Origin of the sequence: Sphingobacterium lumbrici (assembly GCF_006476045.1) — a bacterium.
GTDB classification, from domain to species: domain Bacteria; phylum Bacteroidota; class Bacteroidia; order Sphingobacteriales; family Sphingobacteriaceae; genus Sphingobacterium; species Sphingobacterium lumbrici.
Genome location: NZ_SRZY01000029.1, coordinates 58,980 through 77,040, shown reverse-complemented (window position 1 = coordinate 77,040; position 18,061 = coordinate 58,980). Strand labels below are relative to the sequence as shown.

Here is an 18,061-nt window from a genome sequence, read left to right as displayed (position 1 = left end):
TTACCAACCTTTGATAGCGCCTCCTTTAAAGGCTTCTTCTGCTGCTTGTTCTACTTCATCGGATTGATATGATTTTACAAAATTGGCAAGCTTTATGTCATCTTTATTGTCTTTGCGGCTTACGATGATATTTACGTACGGTGATTTTTCACTCTCTACAAATATGCCGTCTTTTTTGGCCGTGAGCTGGTGGCTTGCCGCAAAATTGTTATTGATGACTGCTACCGCTACTTTATCATCGTCCAATGTACGTGGCAGTTGGGGGGCTTCGAGTTCCAGGATCCGCAGGTTTTTCTTGTTTTCCGTAATGTCCTGCAGCGTGGGAAGTAAATTGCTGCCGTCCCTTAACTTGATCAGACCAACTTCCTGTAGTAATAACAAGGCTCTTCCCAGGTTGGTGGGGTCATTGGGTATGACAATCGTATCTTCGTTTTTAAGCTGCTCAATGGATGTTATTTTTTTGGAGTACCCTGCCATAGGATAGACAAAGGTATTGCCCAATACTTCAAAGTCATACCCTCTGTTTTTGGCTTGTACATCGAGGTAAGGCCTGTTCTGAAATACATTGGCATCGATATCCTTTTGACGCAAGGCTTCATTTGGCATGACATAATCATTGAATGTGACGAGTTCGACATCCAGGTTGTATTTTTCTTTGGCGACTTTCTTTGCTGTTTCGGCTAATACATACTCTGGTCCGGCTTGTACGCCGACTTTCAGCACATTCTTGTTATTGGAATTGGAAGAGCAGGATAGGGCAATGGCAGTGATCGCCAGGCCTATTATTGATTTGATAGCTGTATTCATATTATATTTTTAACTGTATCATGTATTAATTATTTGCGATGATCTACGCGTTTGGACAACCTGTCGCCCGTGAACTGGATAAGGAAGACAATGCCTACGAGCAGCACCAGCACCATGTTCATTATCAGTGTATCATATCCGACGTATCCATATTGATAACCAATATGGCCGAGGCCGCCTGCACCTACTGCACCCCCCATAGCGGAGTAACCTACCAGTGTAATCAGGGTGACTGAGGCACTGTTGATCAACGCGGGTAATGCTTCGGGAATAAGTACCTTACGCACCACCTGCATGGGAGTAGCGCCCATGGCACGGGCAGCCTCGATAAGACCATGAGGTATCTCCAACAGGCAATTTTCAACAAGGCGGGCGACAAACGGCGCTGCACCAATGCTGAGTGGTACGATAGCGGCCTGCATACCGATGGAGGTTCCTACCAGCATACGGGTAAAAGGAATCATCCAGACGATAAGAATGATAAATGGAATCGAACGGAACACATTCACAAAGAAGGCTGTCGTGCGGTATAGCGAACGATTTTCCATTAATTGACCAGGGCGGGTAACAAATAGAAAGATGCCTAAGGGCAAACCGATACAAAAACTGAAAAATCCAGATGTAAAGGTCATAAAAATAGTTTCCCAAGTGCCCTTTAATAGTAACCAAAATATTCCTTCAGACATAATGTATAGCAGTTGTTTAAGTTAATCGATTCGTAAGGATGGGTTGAGTAGATCTTTGGTAACCTGTGTTTGTGGATTTAAAAACAGGGATTCCACATCATTCTGTTCAATGATCTCCCCCTGAGCAATGACGGCTACCCGGTTGCATATCGCGCGTACAACCTCCATTTCGTGTGTGATCAGGATGATGGTAATGCCCAGTTCGCGGTTTATTTTTCGTAAAAGAGCGAGTATGGACCGCGTGGTATGGGGGTCGAGTGCGCTGGTTGCTTCATCGCAAAGCAATATTTCCGGATCTGATGCCAAGGCTCTTCCAATGGCGACCCGTTGTTTTTGTCCGCCGGATAAATTCGCGGGATATTCATCTTTTTTATCGAGCAGATCTACCAGTGCGAGCAACCGCTCCACCTTATTCCGGATCACCTCGGTATCCGCACCGACGAGTTCGAGTGGGAACGCAATATTGTCGTATACGGTACGAGAGGAGAGGAGGTTGAATTGTTGGAATATCATCCCAATTTTACGGCGGACTTGAATAAGCGCCTTGTCTCCCAGCTTAGCCAAATCAACCTTATCCCAGAAAATATGTCCTGAGGTTGGTCTTTCAAGTAGGTTAACCGTGCGAATCAGGGTACTTTTTCCCGCTCCGGATGAACCTATGATGCCGAAGATATCTCCTTTATCGATATGTAGTGTAATCTCTTTTAATGCGTCTACCCGACCATTTTTTTTGTGAAATACCTTACTTATCTTGTCTAAATTAATCATATACTTTTGTAAAAGTACCCATCGCTATCGGAGACGGGCAATCTGTCATGGATGTTTTTTTTAACAATATAGTTGTATGGAGCTAAGATAAGGTGTTTAATTTATTAAATGTAATAAAATCTATAAGATTGGTATATATTAATCATGTATATAGTTTGGTCTGGAATGGATCAGCTCATTTTTCAACGGATGAAATAGGTAGGTGCGAATCGTAATTCGCCGTAATGAAAATGTTTGTGCGTTTTGCAATAAAAATTTTCTAATGTTTAAGGTAATTATGGAAAATACTTTAATTGAGATTGGTTTTGTCCTGGGAAAAAAGCTATTTTTGTGGTTAAATAATGCACACTTTAATTTTGTGGTATAAAATGGCAAAGATCGGGAGAGGGAACATGCTGTTCATATTATCAATTCTTACTTTATTGGAATTTACGTCATGCCAGTACAGCTCCAGCACTACCTTGGATTATATTGCAGCGGCCGATACGGCTGATGTTGATTCGATGGTGGTACGGCCGGAGCCAAAGAAAAGCCCATTACTGATTACGAAATGGGATTCTTTACAAAGGAATCTAATTACATTCCATCTGGATAGTATCAATCCTGTCGATATTAAGGTACAGAAAAGACGCTTAAAAGATTCTTTGCGAAGGGAATTTGATAACAAACCGAAGCATGTCTACCTGACATTCGATGATGGTCCTTTGATCGGTAGTGCAGCGATTGATTCTATTGCTACGGCAAAGGATATAAAAATAAATGCTTTTTTGGTCGGACGACATGCTAATATGAGTAAGCGTCTGAAGCGAGATCTTGAAAAATACAGGTCAAACCCATTGGTAGGCTGTTATAACCATTCCTATACACATGGAATGAACAAATTCAACGCGTTTTATAGCAATCCGAACACGGCATTTGCTGATTTCGAAAAGAATGAGGCTGATTTGGCTTTAACACATAAGATTATTCGTTTACCCGGTCGAAATATTTGGATATATGATGATGTGCGTAAGATCGATCTGCAAAGTGGATCGAGTACAGCAGATTTACTGTATACCAACGGGTATAAGATCTATGGGTGGGATGTAGAATGGAGAATCCATGGCTCGACCGGCAAACCGATACAGTCTGTAGGAGAGATATGTCATCGGATCCGGAACTTCATGAACAATAAGAGCTCCCTTACACCTAATAACGTGGTTTTACTGATGCACGATGATATGTTTCAGAATAAAAAAGGACAGATGCTATTGACAGAGCTTATTGACAGTCTGAGACGCGAAGATTATCAATTTGATTTTATGGAAGATTATCCAAAAAGATATTAAATTAAAAATAAGGTCTGCTAAATTTAGCAGACCTTATTTTGTTATTATCCTTTACGTAGATATTTAGTTAGAATTACAATCGTCTGTCCTTCTACTTTTCCTTCTATTTGTTCGGTGTTATCGGCTACTAATTTTATATTCTTTACTACTGTGCCTAGTTTGGCGCTTAAAGAAGAGCCCTTAACATCTAAGGTTTTGGTAAGAACTACGGTATCGCCCTCATATAATCGTGTACCATTGGAATCTTGGTGAAATTCTACAATACCGTCCTGTTCGTGGTCACCTGTTTTCTTCGCCCATTCCAGATTTTCGTCATCCAGATAGAGAATTTCCAGATTATCCGAAGCCCAGCTTTCATTTCTCAATCGGCTTAATATCCGCCAGGCTACGACCTGTACAGCAGGGTATTCAGACCACATGCTGTCCGACAGTACTTTCCAATGTTCTGGATTTAATTGTTCTTTTTTTTCAATTTGTGCCAGACAAGTCTGACATACTAAAATACTGTTGTCGCTATTTGCTACCGAAGTAGGAGGTACTTCGTATACGGCAAGGTTTTTCGTGTCTGTACATAATTCACATGTTCCTCCACTGCGTGCTATAAGTTGTTGCTCTAGATTCATCTAATTTGATTTTGTGCAAAAATACGAAATTAAAATGTTTTTGAAGCGTATCAGTAATACTAAGGTATCAAGAAAAACTTATTGAACCAGTAGGTTGCAGCCCCGGATGTCTGCATTGTCAAAGCGACCGAGGATCTCGAAATCACCATTTTCGTGATATCTACCCAAATCTTGAGTGGCAAGAAATGAGCAAGAGTAATAATTTGCAAGATCAATGACGTTTATAGCTCCTGTTTTTGTGCTGTCTAGCAATGTCAACGGGTCGTTGGTATCCCGAATCAGTATTTTCAGCCACGGAGGTGTTTTAAAAAGGCCGTGTCCGTACGAATACCCTTGCGATAGCAACTCTGTCATACCGTATTCGGAATGGATCGTGGAAGTACCAAAGCCCTTGCACAATATTTTGTGCAGCTCATGGCGAACTATTTCTTTGCGTTGGCCTTTCATGCCCCCTGTTTCCATTACGATGAGATCAGGAAAGTCGATCGTGTATTTTTCAATAAAATCTAATAAAGCATACGTGACACCTATGAGAATGGTTTTTGTGCCTTTGACGTGCAATTTTTGTAATACCTGATATAGGTCTTCGTGATTATAAAGAAAATAATTACTTTCCTCCTGATGGGAAGATTTTATTAAATCGTCTACCATATAAATAAGGCTCGATCCTGCCCGTTCCAGATAGGACGGAAGGAGGGCGAGTATAGCAGTATTCTTCACATCTCCATAGAACAGTTCAAAAGCGCTGCGAAAACTCTTTTCATAGATCCGTATATCGGCTACGGGATGTTGGCTTGAGACCATACCTGTGGTACCCGAACTGGTAAAAGTAATCTCCGGAGTTTTGTCTTTGACGATAATCGACTGCGTTTTGAAAAACTGGATTGGCAGAAACGGAATTTTTGTATAATGGTCGATCCGGTCTGTTTGAACACCAAGATGGGTAACATATTGGTGATAGACTGAAGTATGTTCATATTGATAGCGGAATGTATCCAATGCTACTGCATTAAATTGACGATCATCTGAAATATCAAAAAGATGTGCTACCATTTTACAAACATGCGATATTACAGGATAAGTTACCTGCCACTGGCAGGTAACTTATCCTGTATTTCTTATAACATACCGCCACAGACCGGTAATACCTGACCATTGATATATCCGGAAAGGTCTGAAGCTAAGAACAGACAGGCGTTGGCCACATCTTCTGCTTCTCCGGCACGTTTTAATGGAATATTAGCTTCCCATCCTGCAACGACTTTGGGATCCAATACTTCTGTCATCTCGGTACGGATGAATCCCGGAGCAACTACGTTGGTACGGATATTACGGGAGCCGAGTTCTTTAGCGAGGGATTTTGAGAAACCAATGATACCTGCTTTAGAAGCAGCGTAATTTGCCTGCCCTGCGTTACCTTGTACCCCTACTACCGAACTCATATTGATAATGCTTCCTTTGCGGTTTTTCATCATTACTTTGGAAACTGCTTTCGATACATTGAAAATAGACTTCAAATTGATATTAATGACATCATCCCAGTTTTCTTCGGTCATGCGCATTAATAAGCCATCTTTTGTAATACCTGCATTATTTACAACGATATCAACGGTGCCGAAGTCGGCTACTATACTGTCTATTAACTTCTCTGCTTCGTCAAATTTTGAAGCATCTGAGCGATAACCTTTAACTTGTGTTCCAAAAACTTGTAATTCTTGTTCTAATGCTTGTCCTTTTTCTACTGAAGATAAATAGGTAAAAGCTACATTAGCCCCGTGTTGGGCAAATACTTCTGCAATTTTACGACCTATACCTTTTGAAGCTCCTGTTATCAAAGCTGTTTTTCCCTCAAGTAATTTCATGTGTATGTTATTATTATTGTTATTCATCCTCACCACAAAAGTGTTAAATTCTGCTTATAATCCAAAAATAAACTTTTATTAATATAGCCGACATTGATGTAGAAGTGTATGATGTTTTCTAAAAATGTAATGGAAATTATGTCTTTTTACAATTTCATTAGGGAAATGAAAGAATTTTGACAAAACGATTCGAAATAACCAATTCTGAATGTTAATTTTGCATCCAATTAAATAAACATGGGCAAGAAAAAACAAAAAACTGAAGTCGACGTAGTTCTTATTGGTGGTGGTATAATGAGTGCTACATTAGGTACACTTATTAATGAATTAAATCCCGATATCAATATTGAGATATTAGAGCGTTTGGATGTTGTTGCTGCAGAAAGTTCGGATGCATGGAATAATGCCGGAACAGGTCACTCTGCCCTATGTGAATTGAATTATACGCCCGAACAACCCGATGGTTCTGTAAAAATCGACAAAGCGATTAAAATAGCAGAGCAGTTTGAGGTATCAAAACAATTCTGGTCTTATTTAGTTGAAAAAGGTGTAATTGCCAATCCTGAACAGTTTATACGTCAGGTGCCTCATCTGAGTGCGGTATTTGGAGAGAAAGATGTAAATTTCCTAAAAAACCGTTTTGAAATGTTGACGAAGGAAAATTTGTTCAAGGGAATGGAATATACAGAGGAAAAGTCGCTTCTGAAGGAATGGATTCCACTGATGATGGAAGGCCGTGATCCGAATGAGCCTATCGCTGCTACTAAAATGGAGATTGGTACAGACGTTAACTTTGGTGTGCTAACCCAAGATTTAATAAACCACCTCGATAAAAAGGGTAATATTAAACTTTCTTTGAATCAGGAGGTAAAAGATATAGAACGTGAGGACGATGGACGTTGGGAGGTAGAGGTTAAAGATTTAAAAACAGGTGAGAAGCGTGAGATTATCGCCAAATTTGTCTTTATCGGTGCAGGAGGTCATTCTTTATTGTTGTTGGAAAAATCCGGCATCCCCGAAGCAAAGGGATATGGTGGTTTTCCGGTAGGTGGTCAATGGTTGCGTTGTACGAATGAAGAAATAATCAATCAGCATTACGCCAAAGTATATGGTAAAGCTTCTGTTGGTGCTCCTCCTATGTCGGTTCCACATTTGGATACCCGTTATATCGATGGGAAACAAGCTTTGCTGTTTGGCCCTTATGCGGGATTTTCAACCAAATTTTTGAAAAAAGGTTCGTATTTCGATCTACCTGCCTCCATTAAATTGTCGAATATCAAACCTATGCTTTCTGCGGGATTGGATAATCTGCCATTAACGAAGTATTTAATTACTGAAGTAATGAAGAAACCGAAGGATAAATTGGATTCGCTGAAACAATTTATGCCGACGGCCAAATTGGAAGACTGGGCGATTGAAAAGGCGGGACAACGGGTGCAGGTAATTAAAAAAGACCCTAAGCATGGTGGAATATTAGAATTCGGTACGGAAGTGGTATCCAGTGCGGATGGTTCCATTGCGGCACTATTGGGCGCCTCGCCGGGTGCTTCGACTTCGGTAGCTATTATGATACAGCTATTGAAAAAATGTTTTCCGGAGCGGGCAAAATCAGATGAATACCGTAAGAAATTAAGGGAAATGATCCCTTCATGGGGAAAGTCATTAAACGATGACCCACAGTTGTGTGCATACACACGGGAAAAAACGCATACCGTATTAAAACTAAAATAAGTTAAACAAACTTATGGGGTGCTAAGAATAGAGATGACTCTATTAAAAGGCTGAGATTATACCCAATACCTGTAACAGGTAGGAACCTGATCCGGATAATGCCGGCGTAGGGATTAATTTCTAAATCATGTCTTAAGGCAGTTCCGTAAGTGTAGTTATCTTCAACTCACTTCAATGGACATAATAATTGAACATATCGTTACCGCTTTCCAGCAAACTTCCTGGTTGGAAAGATTATCTGTTATATTTGGAATCATCCAGGTACTGCTGTCCAAAAACAACAAAGTATCAAATTATTTTTTTGGGATACTCTCCATTACATTGAGTATGTATGTCTTGTTTGGAGCAAAATTGTATGCAGAAATTGCACTTAATATGTATTACCTAATCATGAGTATATACGGTTGGTGGTACTGGACGACTAACAAGGTGGCCAAAGACCGACCGATCAGCAGTTGCAGTAAAAAAGAATGGCAGGTAGTAGGTGTCATTGTGTTCGGTGGATTTTTTCTTTTCTATTTTATTTTAAAAGGAATTACAGATTCTGACGTACCTATGTGGGATGCATGGGTAACTTCTGCTGCATGGGCAGGGATGTGGTTATTAGCCAAACGGAAAATTGAGAATTGGATATTGCTAAATATCAGTAATTTCTTTGCTGTTCCTCTTTTGATCCACAAGGATCTTTATCTTTTTGCTGCACTTACTTCATTTTTATTCATCGTAGCCATATTTGGCTTTCTAAAATGGAAAAAGATCATGCGCCTTCAACTTAATTAATTTGCTATGATATCCGCTAAAAACAAGGCGCTGATACAAGATTATCAAGCGCAGTCCATACAACATAAAAGATTAGTCGCTGAGCAGTTGGAAATGATATATGAACAGAATTGGTTTAATATATGGGTGCCGCGCAATTACGGTGGATTAGAGCTCAGTCTCACCGAAGGTTTTACGTTGCTGGAAGAATTGGCTTATCTGGATGGAGGACTAGGATGGACGGTTACACTGTGTTCCGGAGCGAATATGTTTGCCGGTTACCTGCAACCGGATAGCGCCAAAGCTATATTTTCGCAGCGGAAGGTATGCTGGGGCGGCAGCGGAAGGGTAGGTGGAGTAGCTAATCTCGTGGATGGGCTGTATGAAATAAGTGGACAATGGCAATATGCTACTGGCGCACCGCATCTTACCCATTTTACCTTGAATTGTTTTATTCATAAAAATGGTGTACCATTGCTTGATGAAGAGCGTAATCCTGTTGTGCGTTCGTTCTTTGTGGATCGGGATAATGTATTGATCCACTACGACTGGGATACCATGGGGCTCGAATGTACAGCTAGCCATAGCTTTTCCATCGATAAATTATCGGTTTCTCCATCAAACTCCTTTACCATCTCTCCCGAGCATCGTTTTTCATCCAGCCCTTTGTTTGCCTATCCTTTTTTGCCTTTTGCGGAGATTACGTTATTGGCAAATTACATGGGTATGTACCGTAGATTTTTGGATTTAGTAGAAAAATACTTTTTTGAAAAATCAAAAAATGAGGCCTGGGCAGATAAGTATGCTAAGGACCGCTTTAAGCTCGTAGACCGTAAAAGGACATATTTAGAACAGGAAATACAGACAATATATGAATATAGCGCAGCATCCTGGGAAAATTTTAAGGTCGGACAGCCCTCTAATGATACTATCTTTCAAAAAATTCATTTACAGGCATATACTATCGTAAAGGAGATAAAATGCAGTGTGGTAGAATTGTATCCAATGGCGGGGATTCATGCCGCGCAGCGTGAAAATGAATTAAATATCGTGTTTCGAAATCTATTTACAGCCAGCCAACATAGCTTGCTCAATATTGAAGATTAACTTTTGCTAATCTTCAATAAGTTGTTGTAAGTCTTGGTTGTAAATCAGGTTTTTCGCTAGTTCAAAGAGATGTGCTTCAGATTCGTAAAAATGCATCATATAACCAGCAGTATTGACAAATACAATGAGATCCCCGATTTGAGGAAAGGTGTTAAATTTGATCTTCCGTTTCAGGATAAATTCCTGTTCTAAGCAGTAAGCCCCAACTAAATATCCATAATATTCCTCCTCACTGCCTTCTGTTGTCGGAAGGTGAATGGGATCCAATAAGAAATCTGCACTTGAACTCCGTAATTGTGTACGGTTCATTTCCAATCCAATCAACAGTTCGCCATTGGTGTCCGGTTTTCGAAAAGCTACCTTTGCAACGGTAATACCGGCTTGGTCGAGCGTACTGCGACCGGGTTCTATTCGAAGTTCGATTTCACGATCGTGAATAAGTTCATGGATAGGAACCCCGTCTTTATTTTTATAGATTAAGATCTCTTCCAGAAATTGAGCTTTATTCACTTCATTGTAATAGGGGTATACAGCAGGTTCTCCGTAAATACGGCCGTCCAAAATAGTCATTCCCAGCGGATCCCGGTCGTACGTAATGGGGGTACGTTGATACAGCACAGCCGATTTTAGTTCTGCTAAAAAGGAGTCCCATTCTTGTCGGGAGGATAAGTAATTGATCAGATACCCGCCACCAATATCGATGATCTGCGTTTCAATACGTTGAGCACGCAGGAGGTCGCTTAATGCGATGCATTGCAATAACGCTTCTCCACGCTGCGGAATGGAATAGCCGTTCAAATGAAAATGAAGACCGAGATAGTTGAATCGGGGGTATCTCGAAGGCAAAGTCTGACTGATTAATTCCTTTGCCAGATCGATATCAAATCCGAATCTGCTCGGCATTTTTTGACCCATAAAATCAAATCCGCTTACTCGGACTATGATAGGAGTTTGCGTATCGAGTTCCTCACAGATCTCATGAATGAGATTGCATTCATCTATATTATCTATCGTGATAGGGATTTGATTTTTAATGGCTAATTCAATAAGCCTGTTGTTCTTAACGGCTGCCGTGAGTACGATATGGTGGGGCGGGATACCTTCTTTTAACGCCTGATCTAGTTCGCGAAAACTTGCGGTATCTACTCCGGCACCTATTTCTTTAGCGGATTTTACAAAGGAAATAGCTTTATTCGCTTTGCGTGCAAAAAATACCTGGTGTTTGAGTTCGTATTTTTGAAATACGGCTTTAAAGGCTGTTATATTTTCTTCAAAACTGCGCAGATGATGAATATTAATAGGGGAGTGATGCTGTTCTATCGCCTCTTGTATTAATTGTTTATTGCGTATGATCTCATTCACCCATGGTACTATTATAGGGGTTAAAGGTGTATGCTTATAGGCTGTACTCATATTCTTTCTTGTGCTTCGTGGTTACTAAACTAGCGGTCTTATGCGCCCAGATATTTCCGAAATTATATGATTTTCGGGAAAGGGTGTCATTATCCAGCACATTACCTTCGGTAGGCGTACCATAGACATATAGCATTGAATTTTCTTTTCCGATTAGCGTTCCATCGGGATGGATCGCTATTGATCCGGTGTGATATGCATCGTTGATGAGCTCTTGTACCATTCCACTTTTAAACAGATTGCCGTACAGATGGTGATTAGCCGCTGCTAAATTCGGTTTGGCAATCCGGCCGTCAATATGGTATTGAAATGTCTTGGTGTAATAATCATTGAAGAGTTCCAGACCATTGGAATTGAACCGGAACGCCGGTAGCTTGCCGTACTTGGCTTGTATGTACCCCGCTTTCAGCAATGCATGGATCTTCTTGCTATTCTCGGTTGGAGGTCCGAAACTTAGCCTATTCATGTTACCAGACCATTTTCTGTCAAAATATTTGTGCGATTTTCCATCCAAGCCACAGAAGTTGTACACTTTTGCCATTTGAAGCAGACATGCCCTGCAGGCGTGTACTGCAAGCATGAATGGGCTTTTCGAAATTCCTTTTGCAGCTTCGTCCTGGATATATTGTGTGATTTCCAGCATGTACTGATGGTAGTTCTCAAGCTGCTGACTATCGAGATCTTTGTTGGGAAAGAAAAGTTTGTCGATTACTTCCAATTCCGTTAGGCTATCATCCTCACACGCCAGTCTGTTGTAGGCATATTGAATTTCTTTCTTTAGGATCGGTACGATATCTTTCTTAAAGGATATCTTATTTTCTCGGTTGCGCATTTGTACGCTGTCTATATAATGGTCTGTGAAAAATAGCAGTTCATATTTTTCTTCGGGTAGCATTCCGCTCCGTGGTATCATCATTAAATTGCTACGGGAATAGGGATAAAGTATAGGTTCTCTTCCTGATGGAATATAGATCAGTTCATTGTGCTGATATTCGAATCTTCCGCCACGGCCTTCGGTAAGGTGTAGGGCAACGTCCGTAAAAGTAAGTCCGTATCCCTGTATTGCGACGTCTGCCTGATCAGGTATAAGATCCAGGTGTCGGATAGGGTAGGCGGAATTGAAATGGGTGATATGGGTATACTGCTGTGTGTTTTCCAAATCGAAATTGTGGTAACTATTTCCTGTAACTAGGAGGGTAGATTCGTATGCAAAAGGTAATCGTTGGTCGTGGGCATATAATATATAGGTAGAGGTCGACTCTCTAATGTCTTCGACTTGCGTGCTGATGAGACGGATCGAAACATTTTTCGGAACAGCCTGCAGGACATGTTGAAAGCAGTCCATTAAATAATAGCCAACCAATTCTCTGGAGGCAAAGTCCCTGGGATTGACTTCCGGACAGTGCGGATGTCTATGGTGCTTGATCCACTCTGTTAAATTTAATCGCTGCGGTACGATTTGAAGTGCCTGCGGTGCTTCCCACGCATCGATATTACCGATCGCATAGTTGATGAGTAAGTAGTCGGGTTGATCGGGGTGATAGTTTTGGCCACAGGCAAAAAAGGAATTGGTATTAAAAATATGAATCTCCAGATTTGTAGCGTTTTTGGCATCTTTTAGTTCTGTTACAAGCCTTTCTAAGGCATAAAATCCTTTTGGACCACCACCTATTATAGCGATATATTCTGTTTCAGGTGATGGGCTTAGGTACTTAATTTCGATGGTTTGATCCAATATGATTTTTTTGGATTTTAACCCGTGTTGTGTAATATGTTTGGATTGCCAAATCATACATTTTTTATTTTTACGGTATTCGGAAAATGTCGGCTGATCCATTCCTTATTGTAGATGGTATCCAAATACCTTTCGCCTCTATCGGCGAATATACCGACTACAGAGGCCTTTCGCTCAATTTTGTTTGCTATCTTTTCAATAGCGGAGATTACAGCTCCGGACGAGCCTCCCGCTAAAATACTTTCTTTTTGCAGAAGCTCATGGCATCCCGTAATACATTCCTCATCGTGGATGTGTATTACTTGGTCAATTAAATTCTGATCTAAAAAATTGGAATGTTGGCTGGATCCTATGCCCGGAATACGGCGTAACTGCGGATCGTCGTCAAAAATAACCGACCCGACAGCATCGACTGCTATAACTCTGGTTTTTGCCTTCTGACGATGGAGTTCTTTAGCGAAGCCCATCAGTGTGCCGCAGGTGCTAGTGGGAATGAGTATATAGTCGGGGAAATAACCCAGGGACTGGTAAATTTCATTGACGGTATGTCGATGAGCCAGGGGATTGTCGTGATTATGATACTGATTGGGGTTAAAAGAGTCCGGATACTTTGCTAATAATTCTTGGACTTTTTTCAATCGTGTATTCAGATAACCTCCTTTACCATCATGTTCGGTGACGGTGACGAATTCGGCACCGTATGTTTTTAATAGTCTGGCTGCTTGTGGATTGATATGAGGGTCAACAACGAGTATTAATTTCAGACCAAAAAATAAACATATCTGTGCCAGACCGATTCCCATATTGCCAGAGGTAGACTCAATAATAACGGTGTCACTTCCTATTTTTCCCTCTTGGAATGCATGCGTAATAATTCGATAAGACGTTCTATCTTTGATACTTCCTCCCGGGTTTTGCATTTCCATTTTACCATAAAACTCAAAATTGTATTCTGCAAAGATGTTTTCCAGATGCACTAAAGGCGTATTTCCAATAAGGGATAGTATCCCTTCCTTCGTCTGATTTTTGATCATATATAAAGTGCTAATGCTACTTAATAACAATAATCAAATGTATTTTGTTTGGGCTGTTTAGTCAGACCTTAAAGCGTATGTACGTATGCTTTAAAATGTGTTTTAAATATATGAATAGAATGTATAAAGACTGGTTTTGTCTTTTATTGTGCTCTGCGTGCATGAATAACAATATGATTACCTGTCATATCCGTTGTAAAGTAGAGGAAATCTTTACCTCCGTCTTTTATTTTAAATTTTTTGCGGATATCGACTACTTTGACCGGGAAATTCTTTATAGCAACATTTGCTTGATAGATTTTATTTTCTTTCTTGAAATCGGAGAGAGAATATACCTGTTGGACTTCGAATATACGTCCGGGAAAATGATCTTTCCTGTCGTTGGCAGTATATAAATGTGTGTGTTGATGTAATTTGTATAGATCGAAGCGTTTGGCTATGGTTTTGAATGCGCCGGCTTTGGTAACGGATACATCTGGGTCGTACAAATAGTGTAGGGGATCGGAGGTACGAATTAATGTTACTTTTTCTTCCTGCATCGTAAATGAATGGCTCTGCAACTGATCTTGAAAAATGCGTATTGCCGAAATAACCGCTTCTCCTTCATAATTCCGCTCTTGTACGAATAATAGTTCTTTACAATCTCCATCTACACTAATTACATATACCCGCTTAATATGCCGTAATTTTTGTAGGGCAGCCGATATGTCCATTAAAGGGGATAGTTTGCTGATAATGGTATAGGATTTTTGAAAGAATAGATCTTGTAGCCCCACAATATTAGGTTCACAATCTTCTAATAAAAAAACTTTTGCGTGGTTTACCCGACGGGAAGGATCGATGAAAATATAATCCAGTGTGTCATCTTTCTGTTGGTTTATATACGCTACACCGTCTGTCGCAATGCATATCAGGTTTGGAACACCAAGCTCTATCGCATTCTGCTTTACAATTTCGGATAGGTTTTCATTGAGTTCACAATGAATGACGACTTGGGCTTCCTGCGCCATGTAACAGCTATCCACTCCGAATCCGCCCGTAATATCGACAACGCGTGTACCTTTTGCTATTAGGGTTTGTTTTACTAGTGCAGTATGTTCAGAAGAACATTGTTCAAGATTGATCTTATCCGGATAATAAATAGGGGAGGAAAAAGCCCATGTCGGCAATTTACGAACGCTACGCTGCCAACCATCAATCTGAGCGGCTAATTCTGAAGAACTCACATCCGGAAAAGGACTTTTCTTCAAAGCAATAGCAGAAGGTGATTTCTCTCTGTTTTCTTTGATGAACTGCTGTATATCCTTATCTAAAATGCGTTTATTCATCTATATTTTTCACTAGCAATTGGCAGGTATAGCTGTCTTTAAGTTCGCGAATTATTTCCTTATTTACTAATACTCTATCTAAAGTTTGTTGATTGTAATAGCGAATTGTTATCAATTCTAGCCCCGAAGCTACGCTTACTTTATAGCGTTTTTCGAGATCTTCCAATAATTTCAATACATTTTCGCCGGTATCATCTATGCTCACTGAAAAGCTGATTGCACTGTTATGCATCATATTTATTTTGATACGGCTTTGATGGAATAAGCTAAAAATATGACTTAAATTATCTTCAACGATGAAAGAAAAATCGCGGGGCTGAATGTTGATGAATACCTGATTGACCTTGAAAATAAAAGAAGGTATCGGTAAAGTTTGATTAGTTGTACGGATCTTCGTTCCATTTTTTTCAGGATTAATAAAAGAACGTACATTTAATGTGATTTTTTTATTCTGTAATGGTTTTATTGTTTTCGGATGGATTACCGTTGCGCCATAGTACGTCAATTCGATCGCATCAGTATAGGATAATTCGGGGATTAATTCAGTTTGGTCAAACCATTTCGGATCTGCATTAAGTACTCCTGGAACATCTTTCCAGATGGTAATATCTTCTACATTCAAACAGGACGCAAAGATGGCTGCTGAATAATCCGAACCCTCTCGACCTAATGTTGTCGTGAAATTCTCCGATGTGGAGCCAATAAAACCTTGTGTAATAATGACATGCTCATCTAATATAAATGGAATATCTCTGCGGATTTTATCCTCTGTTTTTTCCCAATCTACGTTTGCCTCTGTATAGGTATTGTCGGTTAGGATATAATCGCGTGCGTCTACCCATCTTGTACTGATGTCGCTCAACTGGCAGTAGGCTGCTAATACCTTAGAGGAAAGAATTTCACCCAGTGAAACAATTTGGTCAAATAGATAGTCAAAAGAATCTTGGGGCTCTTCTTCCAAAATCCATTCCACTTCAACAAAACAATTTGCAATTTCATCGAATATAGGGTGATTCTCTGTTTCGAATAATTGCTTTAATATATTGAAATGATCGTGTTTAACGGTATTGAGATGAACAAAGGCATTTCCGGTTTGGTTCACATAGTTTTTAGTTACTTCCACCAGTTTGTCGGTCGTTTTTCCGATTGCAGATACGACTACAAGAAGCTCTTGATCTTTGTATTTTGAAATGATAGCAGCTACATTTTTTATGCTTTCTGCATCTTTCACTGATGCGCCTCCAAACTTGAATACTTGCATTAATTCTTAAATATAATATGTTTTTTTAATTTTTCTTAATACTTTCGATATACTGCTTGCCTCGAATGTTTAATAAGCCGTGTATTTTTTGATAAGGAATACGGATTTCCGTTGTACCTTCCGAATAGGGCTTGATTTCATATTCGTTGTAATAGAAGACAAGATGATTGTCTGTGAAACCAAAATTGTCATTGAGTTTAAATTTGCCATCTTCAAAGAAATAGGAGCTGTCCAATGATGTGGTATCTTGGATGGAATCTGCCTCTCGAAAATACCGTTCCGCAATTTTAGTTAATTCTTCTTGTTTATTCTTTGCCAAAATATCATTCAGCTCAATTTTTTCGGCTTTCAAAATATCAAAATTGGACCAAAATACGTAATTATTTCCATGTGCTCCTCCAGTATATTCCGAGAGTTTATTTTTCATGGAAAAAAATAATGGTGTATTCATCGTTATCAAACACTCAATTTTGCGATACCAGGCAAAGTGATGTTGTATGGTAGCTTCATCTTCTACAAATTCATTGTACCCCATAATAAAGCTACCCGCTGCCTCTTGAGCATTGTTTTCTCCTTCAATAAGTATATAGGATCTTAATATGTCATTGTACTTGTTAATACTAAATTGAGGATACTTGATGGAATAAAATGCCGTATCGATGGTGTCATTTCTGAGGGTGAAATAGTGGCTGATCTCTCTGAAATATAAATAGTTATATTGCAAGGTGTCTTCCGAAAAGGGCAGTTTATTTTTAGCTGATTTGTCGTTATTCTCGATACCACAAGACCAGATAAAAAAAACTAAAAATATATAGATGAGTTTATACATCCACGGAATGACCATCTATACTGTTTTAAAATGTTTAACGACACGCTTCCCGAATATGGTGCTCCCTAGCCGTACCATGTTACTACCTCGTTCTATTGCTAACTTATAATCCGACGACATGCCCATCGAAAGTGTATCGAACGTATCCTCTTTACGATAGTAGCTCAGTTTTACACCATCAAAAAGCATTTTTAATTCATAAAACTCTTCCTTGATTTCTTTTTCTTTATCGGTATTTGTCGCAATACCCATCAAACCTCTAATGCGCACATTTTTAAGTTCGGTAAACTCCTCTTCCTGAAACATTTCAATCAATTCAGCATGGTCAAACCCATATTTGGTTTCCTCCTCTGCGATGAATACCTGTAAAAGACAATCAATTATACGATTGTTTTTCGCTGCATGTTTGTTGATTTCCTTTAATAACTTGAAGGAATCCACGGAGTGAATTAATGAAATGAATGGTGCTATGTATTTTACTTTATTGGTCTGAAGATGACCTAATAAATGCCAGTTGATGTCTTTTGGAAGTGCTTCGTATTTATCTACAAGCTCTTGGACCATGTTTTCTCCAAATATTCGCTGTCCGGTGTTGTAGGCTTCTAGTATATCTTCGTTGGATTTTGTTTTGGAAACAGCAACCAATGTCACACTTAGCGGAGCCAATTCTTGTTGTATTTCTTCTATATTCGTCGTGATGCTCATGTATACAATAATATTTTGGGAATGATCTATCTAAAAGCAATGATTACAATGCCTTTTTGTATTTTTGTACAAATTTACAAAATGA

General features: G+C 39.6%; 17 protein-coding genes. 4 read left to right on the top strand and 13 right to left on the bottom strand.

Going from position 1 to position 18,061, the window contains the following annotated elements; genetic code table 11:
- From metQ to E4F24_RS11250, 3 genes are read right to left on the bottom strand one after another with little or no spacing between them, the layout of a single operon-like run.
- Positions 1-807, bottom strand: coding sequence for a methionine ABC transporter substrate-binding lipoprotein MetQ (gene metQ, locus E4F24_RS11260; RefSeq protein ID WP_140938818.1), 807 nt, complete (start codon positions 805-807; stop codon positions 1-3).
- Between the two features lie 29 nt (positions 808-836).
- Entirely contained in the window at positions 837-1,493 is a 657-nt protein-coding gene (locus E4F24_RS11255; protein ID WP_140938816.1) for a methionine ABC transporter permease MetI, read from the bottom strand.
- A gap of 21 nt (positions 1,494-1,514) precedes the next feature.
- Complete coding sequence (locus E4F24_RS11250; RefSeq protein ID WP_140938814.1) at positions 1,515-2,261, bottom strand: methionine ABC transporter ATP-binding protein; 747 nt, start codon at positions 2,259-2,261, stop codon at positions 1,515-1,517.
- 341 nt (positions 2,262-2,602) lie between these two features.
- On the opposite strand from E4F24_RS11250, the gene E4F24_RS11245 reads away from it, so the two are divergent.
- Positions 2,603-3,589 carry a polysaccharide deacetylase family protein gene (locus tag E4F24_RS11245; RefSeq protein WP_235891208.1) on the top strand — a complete coding sequence of 329 codons (987 nt, stop codon included), beginning with the start codon at positions 2,603-2,605 and terminating at the stop codon, positions 3,587-3,589.
- 44 nt (positions 3,590-3,633) lie between these two features.
- Here E4F24_RS11245 and E4F24_RS11240 read toward each other — a convergent pair whose 3' ends face one another.
- The 3 genes from E4F24_RS11240 to fabG form a co-directional block, all read right to left on the bottom strand.
- Positions 3,634-4,212: a PhnA domain-containing protein gene (locus E4F24_RS11240; protein ID WP_140938812.1), complete on the bottom strand. Its 579-nt coding sequence runs from the start codon at positions 4,210-4,212 to the stop codon at positions 3,634-3,636.
- A 78-nt stretch (positions 4,213-4,290) separates the two neighbouring features.
- On the bottom strand, positions 4,291-5,265 hold the full coding sequence (locus E4F24_RS11235; RefSeq protein WP_140938810.1) for a LuxE/PaaK family acyltransferase: 975 nt from the start codon (positions 5,263-5,265) through the stop codon (positions 4,291-4,293).
- Positions 5,266-5,330: 65 nt separating this feature from the next.
- The gene (gene fabG / locus E4F24_RS11230; RefSeq protein WP_140938807.1) at positions 5,331-6,074 is read right to left on the bottom strand and encodes a 3-oxoacyl-[acyl-carrier-protein] reductase; all 744 of its coding nucleotides are present in this window, start codon (positions 6,072-6,074) and stop codon (positions 5,331-5,333) included.
- A gap of 237 nt (positions 6,075-6,311) precedes the next feature.
- On the opposite strand from fabG, the gene E4F24_RS11225 reads away from it, so the two are divergent.
- The 3 genes from E4F24_RS11225 to E4F24_RS11215 all read left to right on the top strand — a co-directional run bounded on the left by E4F24_RS11225 (position 6,312) and on the right by E4F24_RS11215 (position 9,671).
- Positions 6,312-7,805, top strand: a complete 1,494-nt coding sequence (locus E4F24_RS11225; RefSeq protein ID WP_140938805.1) for a malate:quinone oxidoreductase — start codon at positions 6,312-6,314, stop codon at positions 7,803-7,805.
- Between the two features lie 174 nt (positions 7,806-7,979).
- Positions 7,980-8,585 carry a nicotinamide riboside transporter PnuC gene (gene pnuC, locus E4F24_RS11220; RefSeq protein WP_181182451.1) on the top strand — a complete coding sequence of 202 codons (606 nt, stop codon included), beginning with the start codon at positions 7,980-7,982 and terminating at the stop codon, positions 8,583-8,585.
- A 6-nt stretch (positions 8,586-8,591) separates the two neighbouring features.
- Positions 8,592-9,671, top strand: coding sequence for an acyl-CoA dehydrogenase family protein (locus tag E4F24_RS11215; RefSeq protein ID WP_140938803.1), 1,080 nt, complete (start codon positions 8,592-8,594; stop codon positions 9,669-9,671).
- Positions 9,672-9,677: 6 nt separating this feature from the next.
- On the opposite strand, the gene E4F24_RS11210 is transcribed toward E4F24_RS11215, so the two are convergent.
- The 7 genes from E4F24_RS11210 to E4F24_RS11180 form a co-directional block, all read right to left on the bottom strand.
- Positions 9,678-11,084 (bottom strand): type III PLP-dependent enzyme domain-containing protein, encoded by a 1,407-nt coding sequence (locus E4F24_RS11210; protein ID WP_140938801.1) that lies wholly within the window; start codon positions 11,082-11,084, stop codon positions 9,678-9,680.
- Positions 11,068-12,876 carry an FAD/NAD(P)-binding protein gene (locus tag E4F24_RS11205; RefSeq protein WP_181182450.1) on the bottom strand — a complete coding sequence of 603 codons (1,809 nt, stop codon included), beginning with the start codon at positions 12,874-12,876 and terminating at the stop codon, positions 11,068-11,070. Before E4F24_RS11205 ends, E4F24_RS11210 begins: the two co-directional genes overlap by 17 nt.
- Complete coding sequence (sbnA, locus tag E4F24_RS11200; RefSeq protein WP_140938797.1) at positions 12,873-13,853, bottom strand: 2,3-diaminopropionate biosynthesis protein SbnA; 981 nt, start codon at positions 13,851-13,853, stop codon at positions 12,873-12,875. Before sbnA ends, E4F24_RS11205 begins: the two co-directional genes overlap by 4 nt.
- Positions 13,854-13,996: 143 nt before the next feature.
- A complete protein-coding gene (locus tag E4F24_RS11195) occupies positions 13,997-15,181 on the bottom strand; it encodes a THUMP-like domain-containing protein (RefSeq protein WP_140938795.1) in 1,185 nt (394 codons plus the stop codon).
- Complete coding sequence (locus tag E4F24_RS11190; RefSeq protein ID WP_140938793.1) at positions 15,174-16,442, bottom strand: aspartate kinase; 1,269 nt, start codon at positions 16,440-16,442, stop codon at positions 15,174-15,176. Before E4F24_RS11190 ends, E4F24_RS11195 begins: the two co-directional genes overlap by 8 nt.
- A 25-nt stretch (positions 16,443-16,467) precedes the next feature.
- Positions 16,468-17,286, bottom strand: coding sequence for a DUF3298 and DUF4163 domain-containing protein (locus E4F24_RS11185; protein WP_140938791.1), 819 nt, complete (start codon positions 17,284-17,286; stop codon positions 16,468-16,470).
- The gene (locus tag E4F24_RS11180; protein ID WP_140938789.1) at positions 17,287-17,976 is read right to left on the bottom strand and encodes a YggS family pyridoxal phosphate-dependent enzyme; all 690 of its coding nucleotides are present in this window, start codon (positions 17,974-17,976) and stop codon (positions 17,287-17,289) included.
- Positions 17,977-18,061: the final 85 nt, after the last annotated feature.

What these genes read in the sequence shown, in the direction of transcription:
- E4F24_RS11185 (WP_140938791.1), bottom strand. Translation starts at nt 17,286, where the DNA reads ATGGTCATTCCGTGGATGTATAAACTCATCTATATATTTTTAGTTTTT.
- E4F24_RS11205 (WP_181182450.1), bottom strand. Translation starts at nt 12,876, where the DNA reads ATGATTTGGCAATCCAAACATATTACACAACACGGGTTAAAATCCAAA.
- E4F24_RS11225 (WP_140938805.1), top strand. Translation starts at nt 6,312, where the DNA reads ATGGGCAAGAAAAAACAAAAAACTGAAGTCGACGTAGTTCTTATTGGT.
- E4F24_RS11250 (WP_140938814.1), bottom strand. Translation starts at nt 2,261, where the DNA reads ATGATTAATTTAGACAAGATAAGTAAGGTATTTCACAAAAAAAATGGT.
- E4F24_RS11255 (WP_140938816.1), bottom strand. Translation starts at nt 1,493, where the DNA reads ATGTCTGAAGGAATATTTTGGTTACTATTAAAGGGCACTTGGGAAACT.
- E4F24_RS11215 (WP_140938803.1), top strand. Translation starts at nt 8,592, where the DNA reads ATGATATCCGCTAAAAACAAGGCGCTGATACAAGATTATCAAGCGCAG.
- E4F24_RS11245 (WP_235891208.1), top strand. Translation starts at nt 2,603, where the DNA reads ATGCACACTTTAATTTTGTGGTATAAAATGGCAAAGATCGGGAGAGGG.
- E4F24_RS11195 (WP_140938795.1), bottom strand. Translation starts at nt 15,181, where the DNA reads ATGAATAAACGCATTTTAGATAAGGATATACAGCAGTTCATCAAAGAA.
- metQ (WP_140938818.1), bottom strand. Translation starts at nt 807, where the DNA reads ATGAATACAGCTATCAAATCAATAATAGGCCTGGCGATCACTGCCATT.
- pnuC (WP_181182451.1), top strand. Translation starts at nt 7,980, where the DNA reads ATGGACATAATAATTGAACATATCGTTACCGCTTTCCAGCAAACTTCC.
- E4F24_RS11180 (WP_140938789.1), bottom strand. Translation starts at nt 17,976, where the DNA reads ATGAGCATCACGACGAATATAGAAGAAATACAACAAGAATTGGCTCCG.
- E4F24_RS11240 (WP_140938812.1), bottom strand. Translation starts at nt 4,212, where the DNA reads ATGAATCTAGAGCAACAACTTATAGCACGCAGTGGAGGAACATGTGAA.
- E4F24_RS11210 (WP_140938801.1), bottom strand. Translation starts at nt 11,084, where the DNA reads ATGAGTACAGCCTATAAGCATACACCTTTAACCCCTATAATAGTACCA.
- sbnA (WP_140938797.1), bottom strand. Translation starts at nt 13,853, where the DNA reads ATGATCAAAAATCAGACGAAGGAAGGGATACTATCCCTTATTGGAAAT.
- E4F24_RS11235 (WP_140938810.1), bottom strand. Translation starts at nt 5,265, where the DNA reads ATGGTAGCACATCTTTTTGATATTTCAGATGATCGTCAATTTAATGCA.
- E4F24_RS11190 (WP_140938793.1), bottom strand. Translation starts at nt 16,442, where the DNA reads ATGCAAGTATTCAAGTTTGGAGGCGCATCAGTGAAAGATGCAGAAAGC.
- fabG (WP_140938807.1), bottom strand. Translation starts at nt 6,074, where the DNA reads ATGAAATTACTTGAGGGAAAAACAGCTTTGATAACAGGAGCTTCAAAA.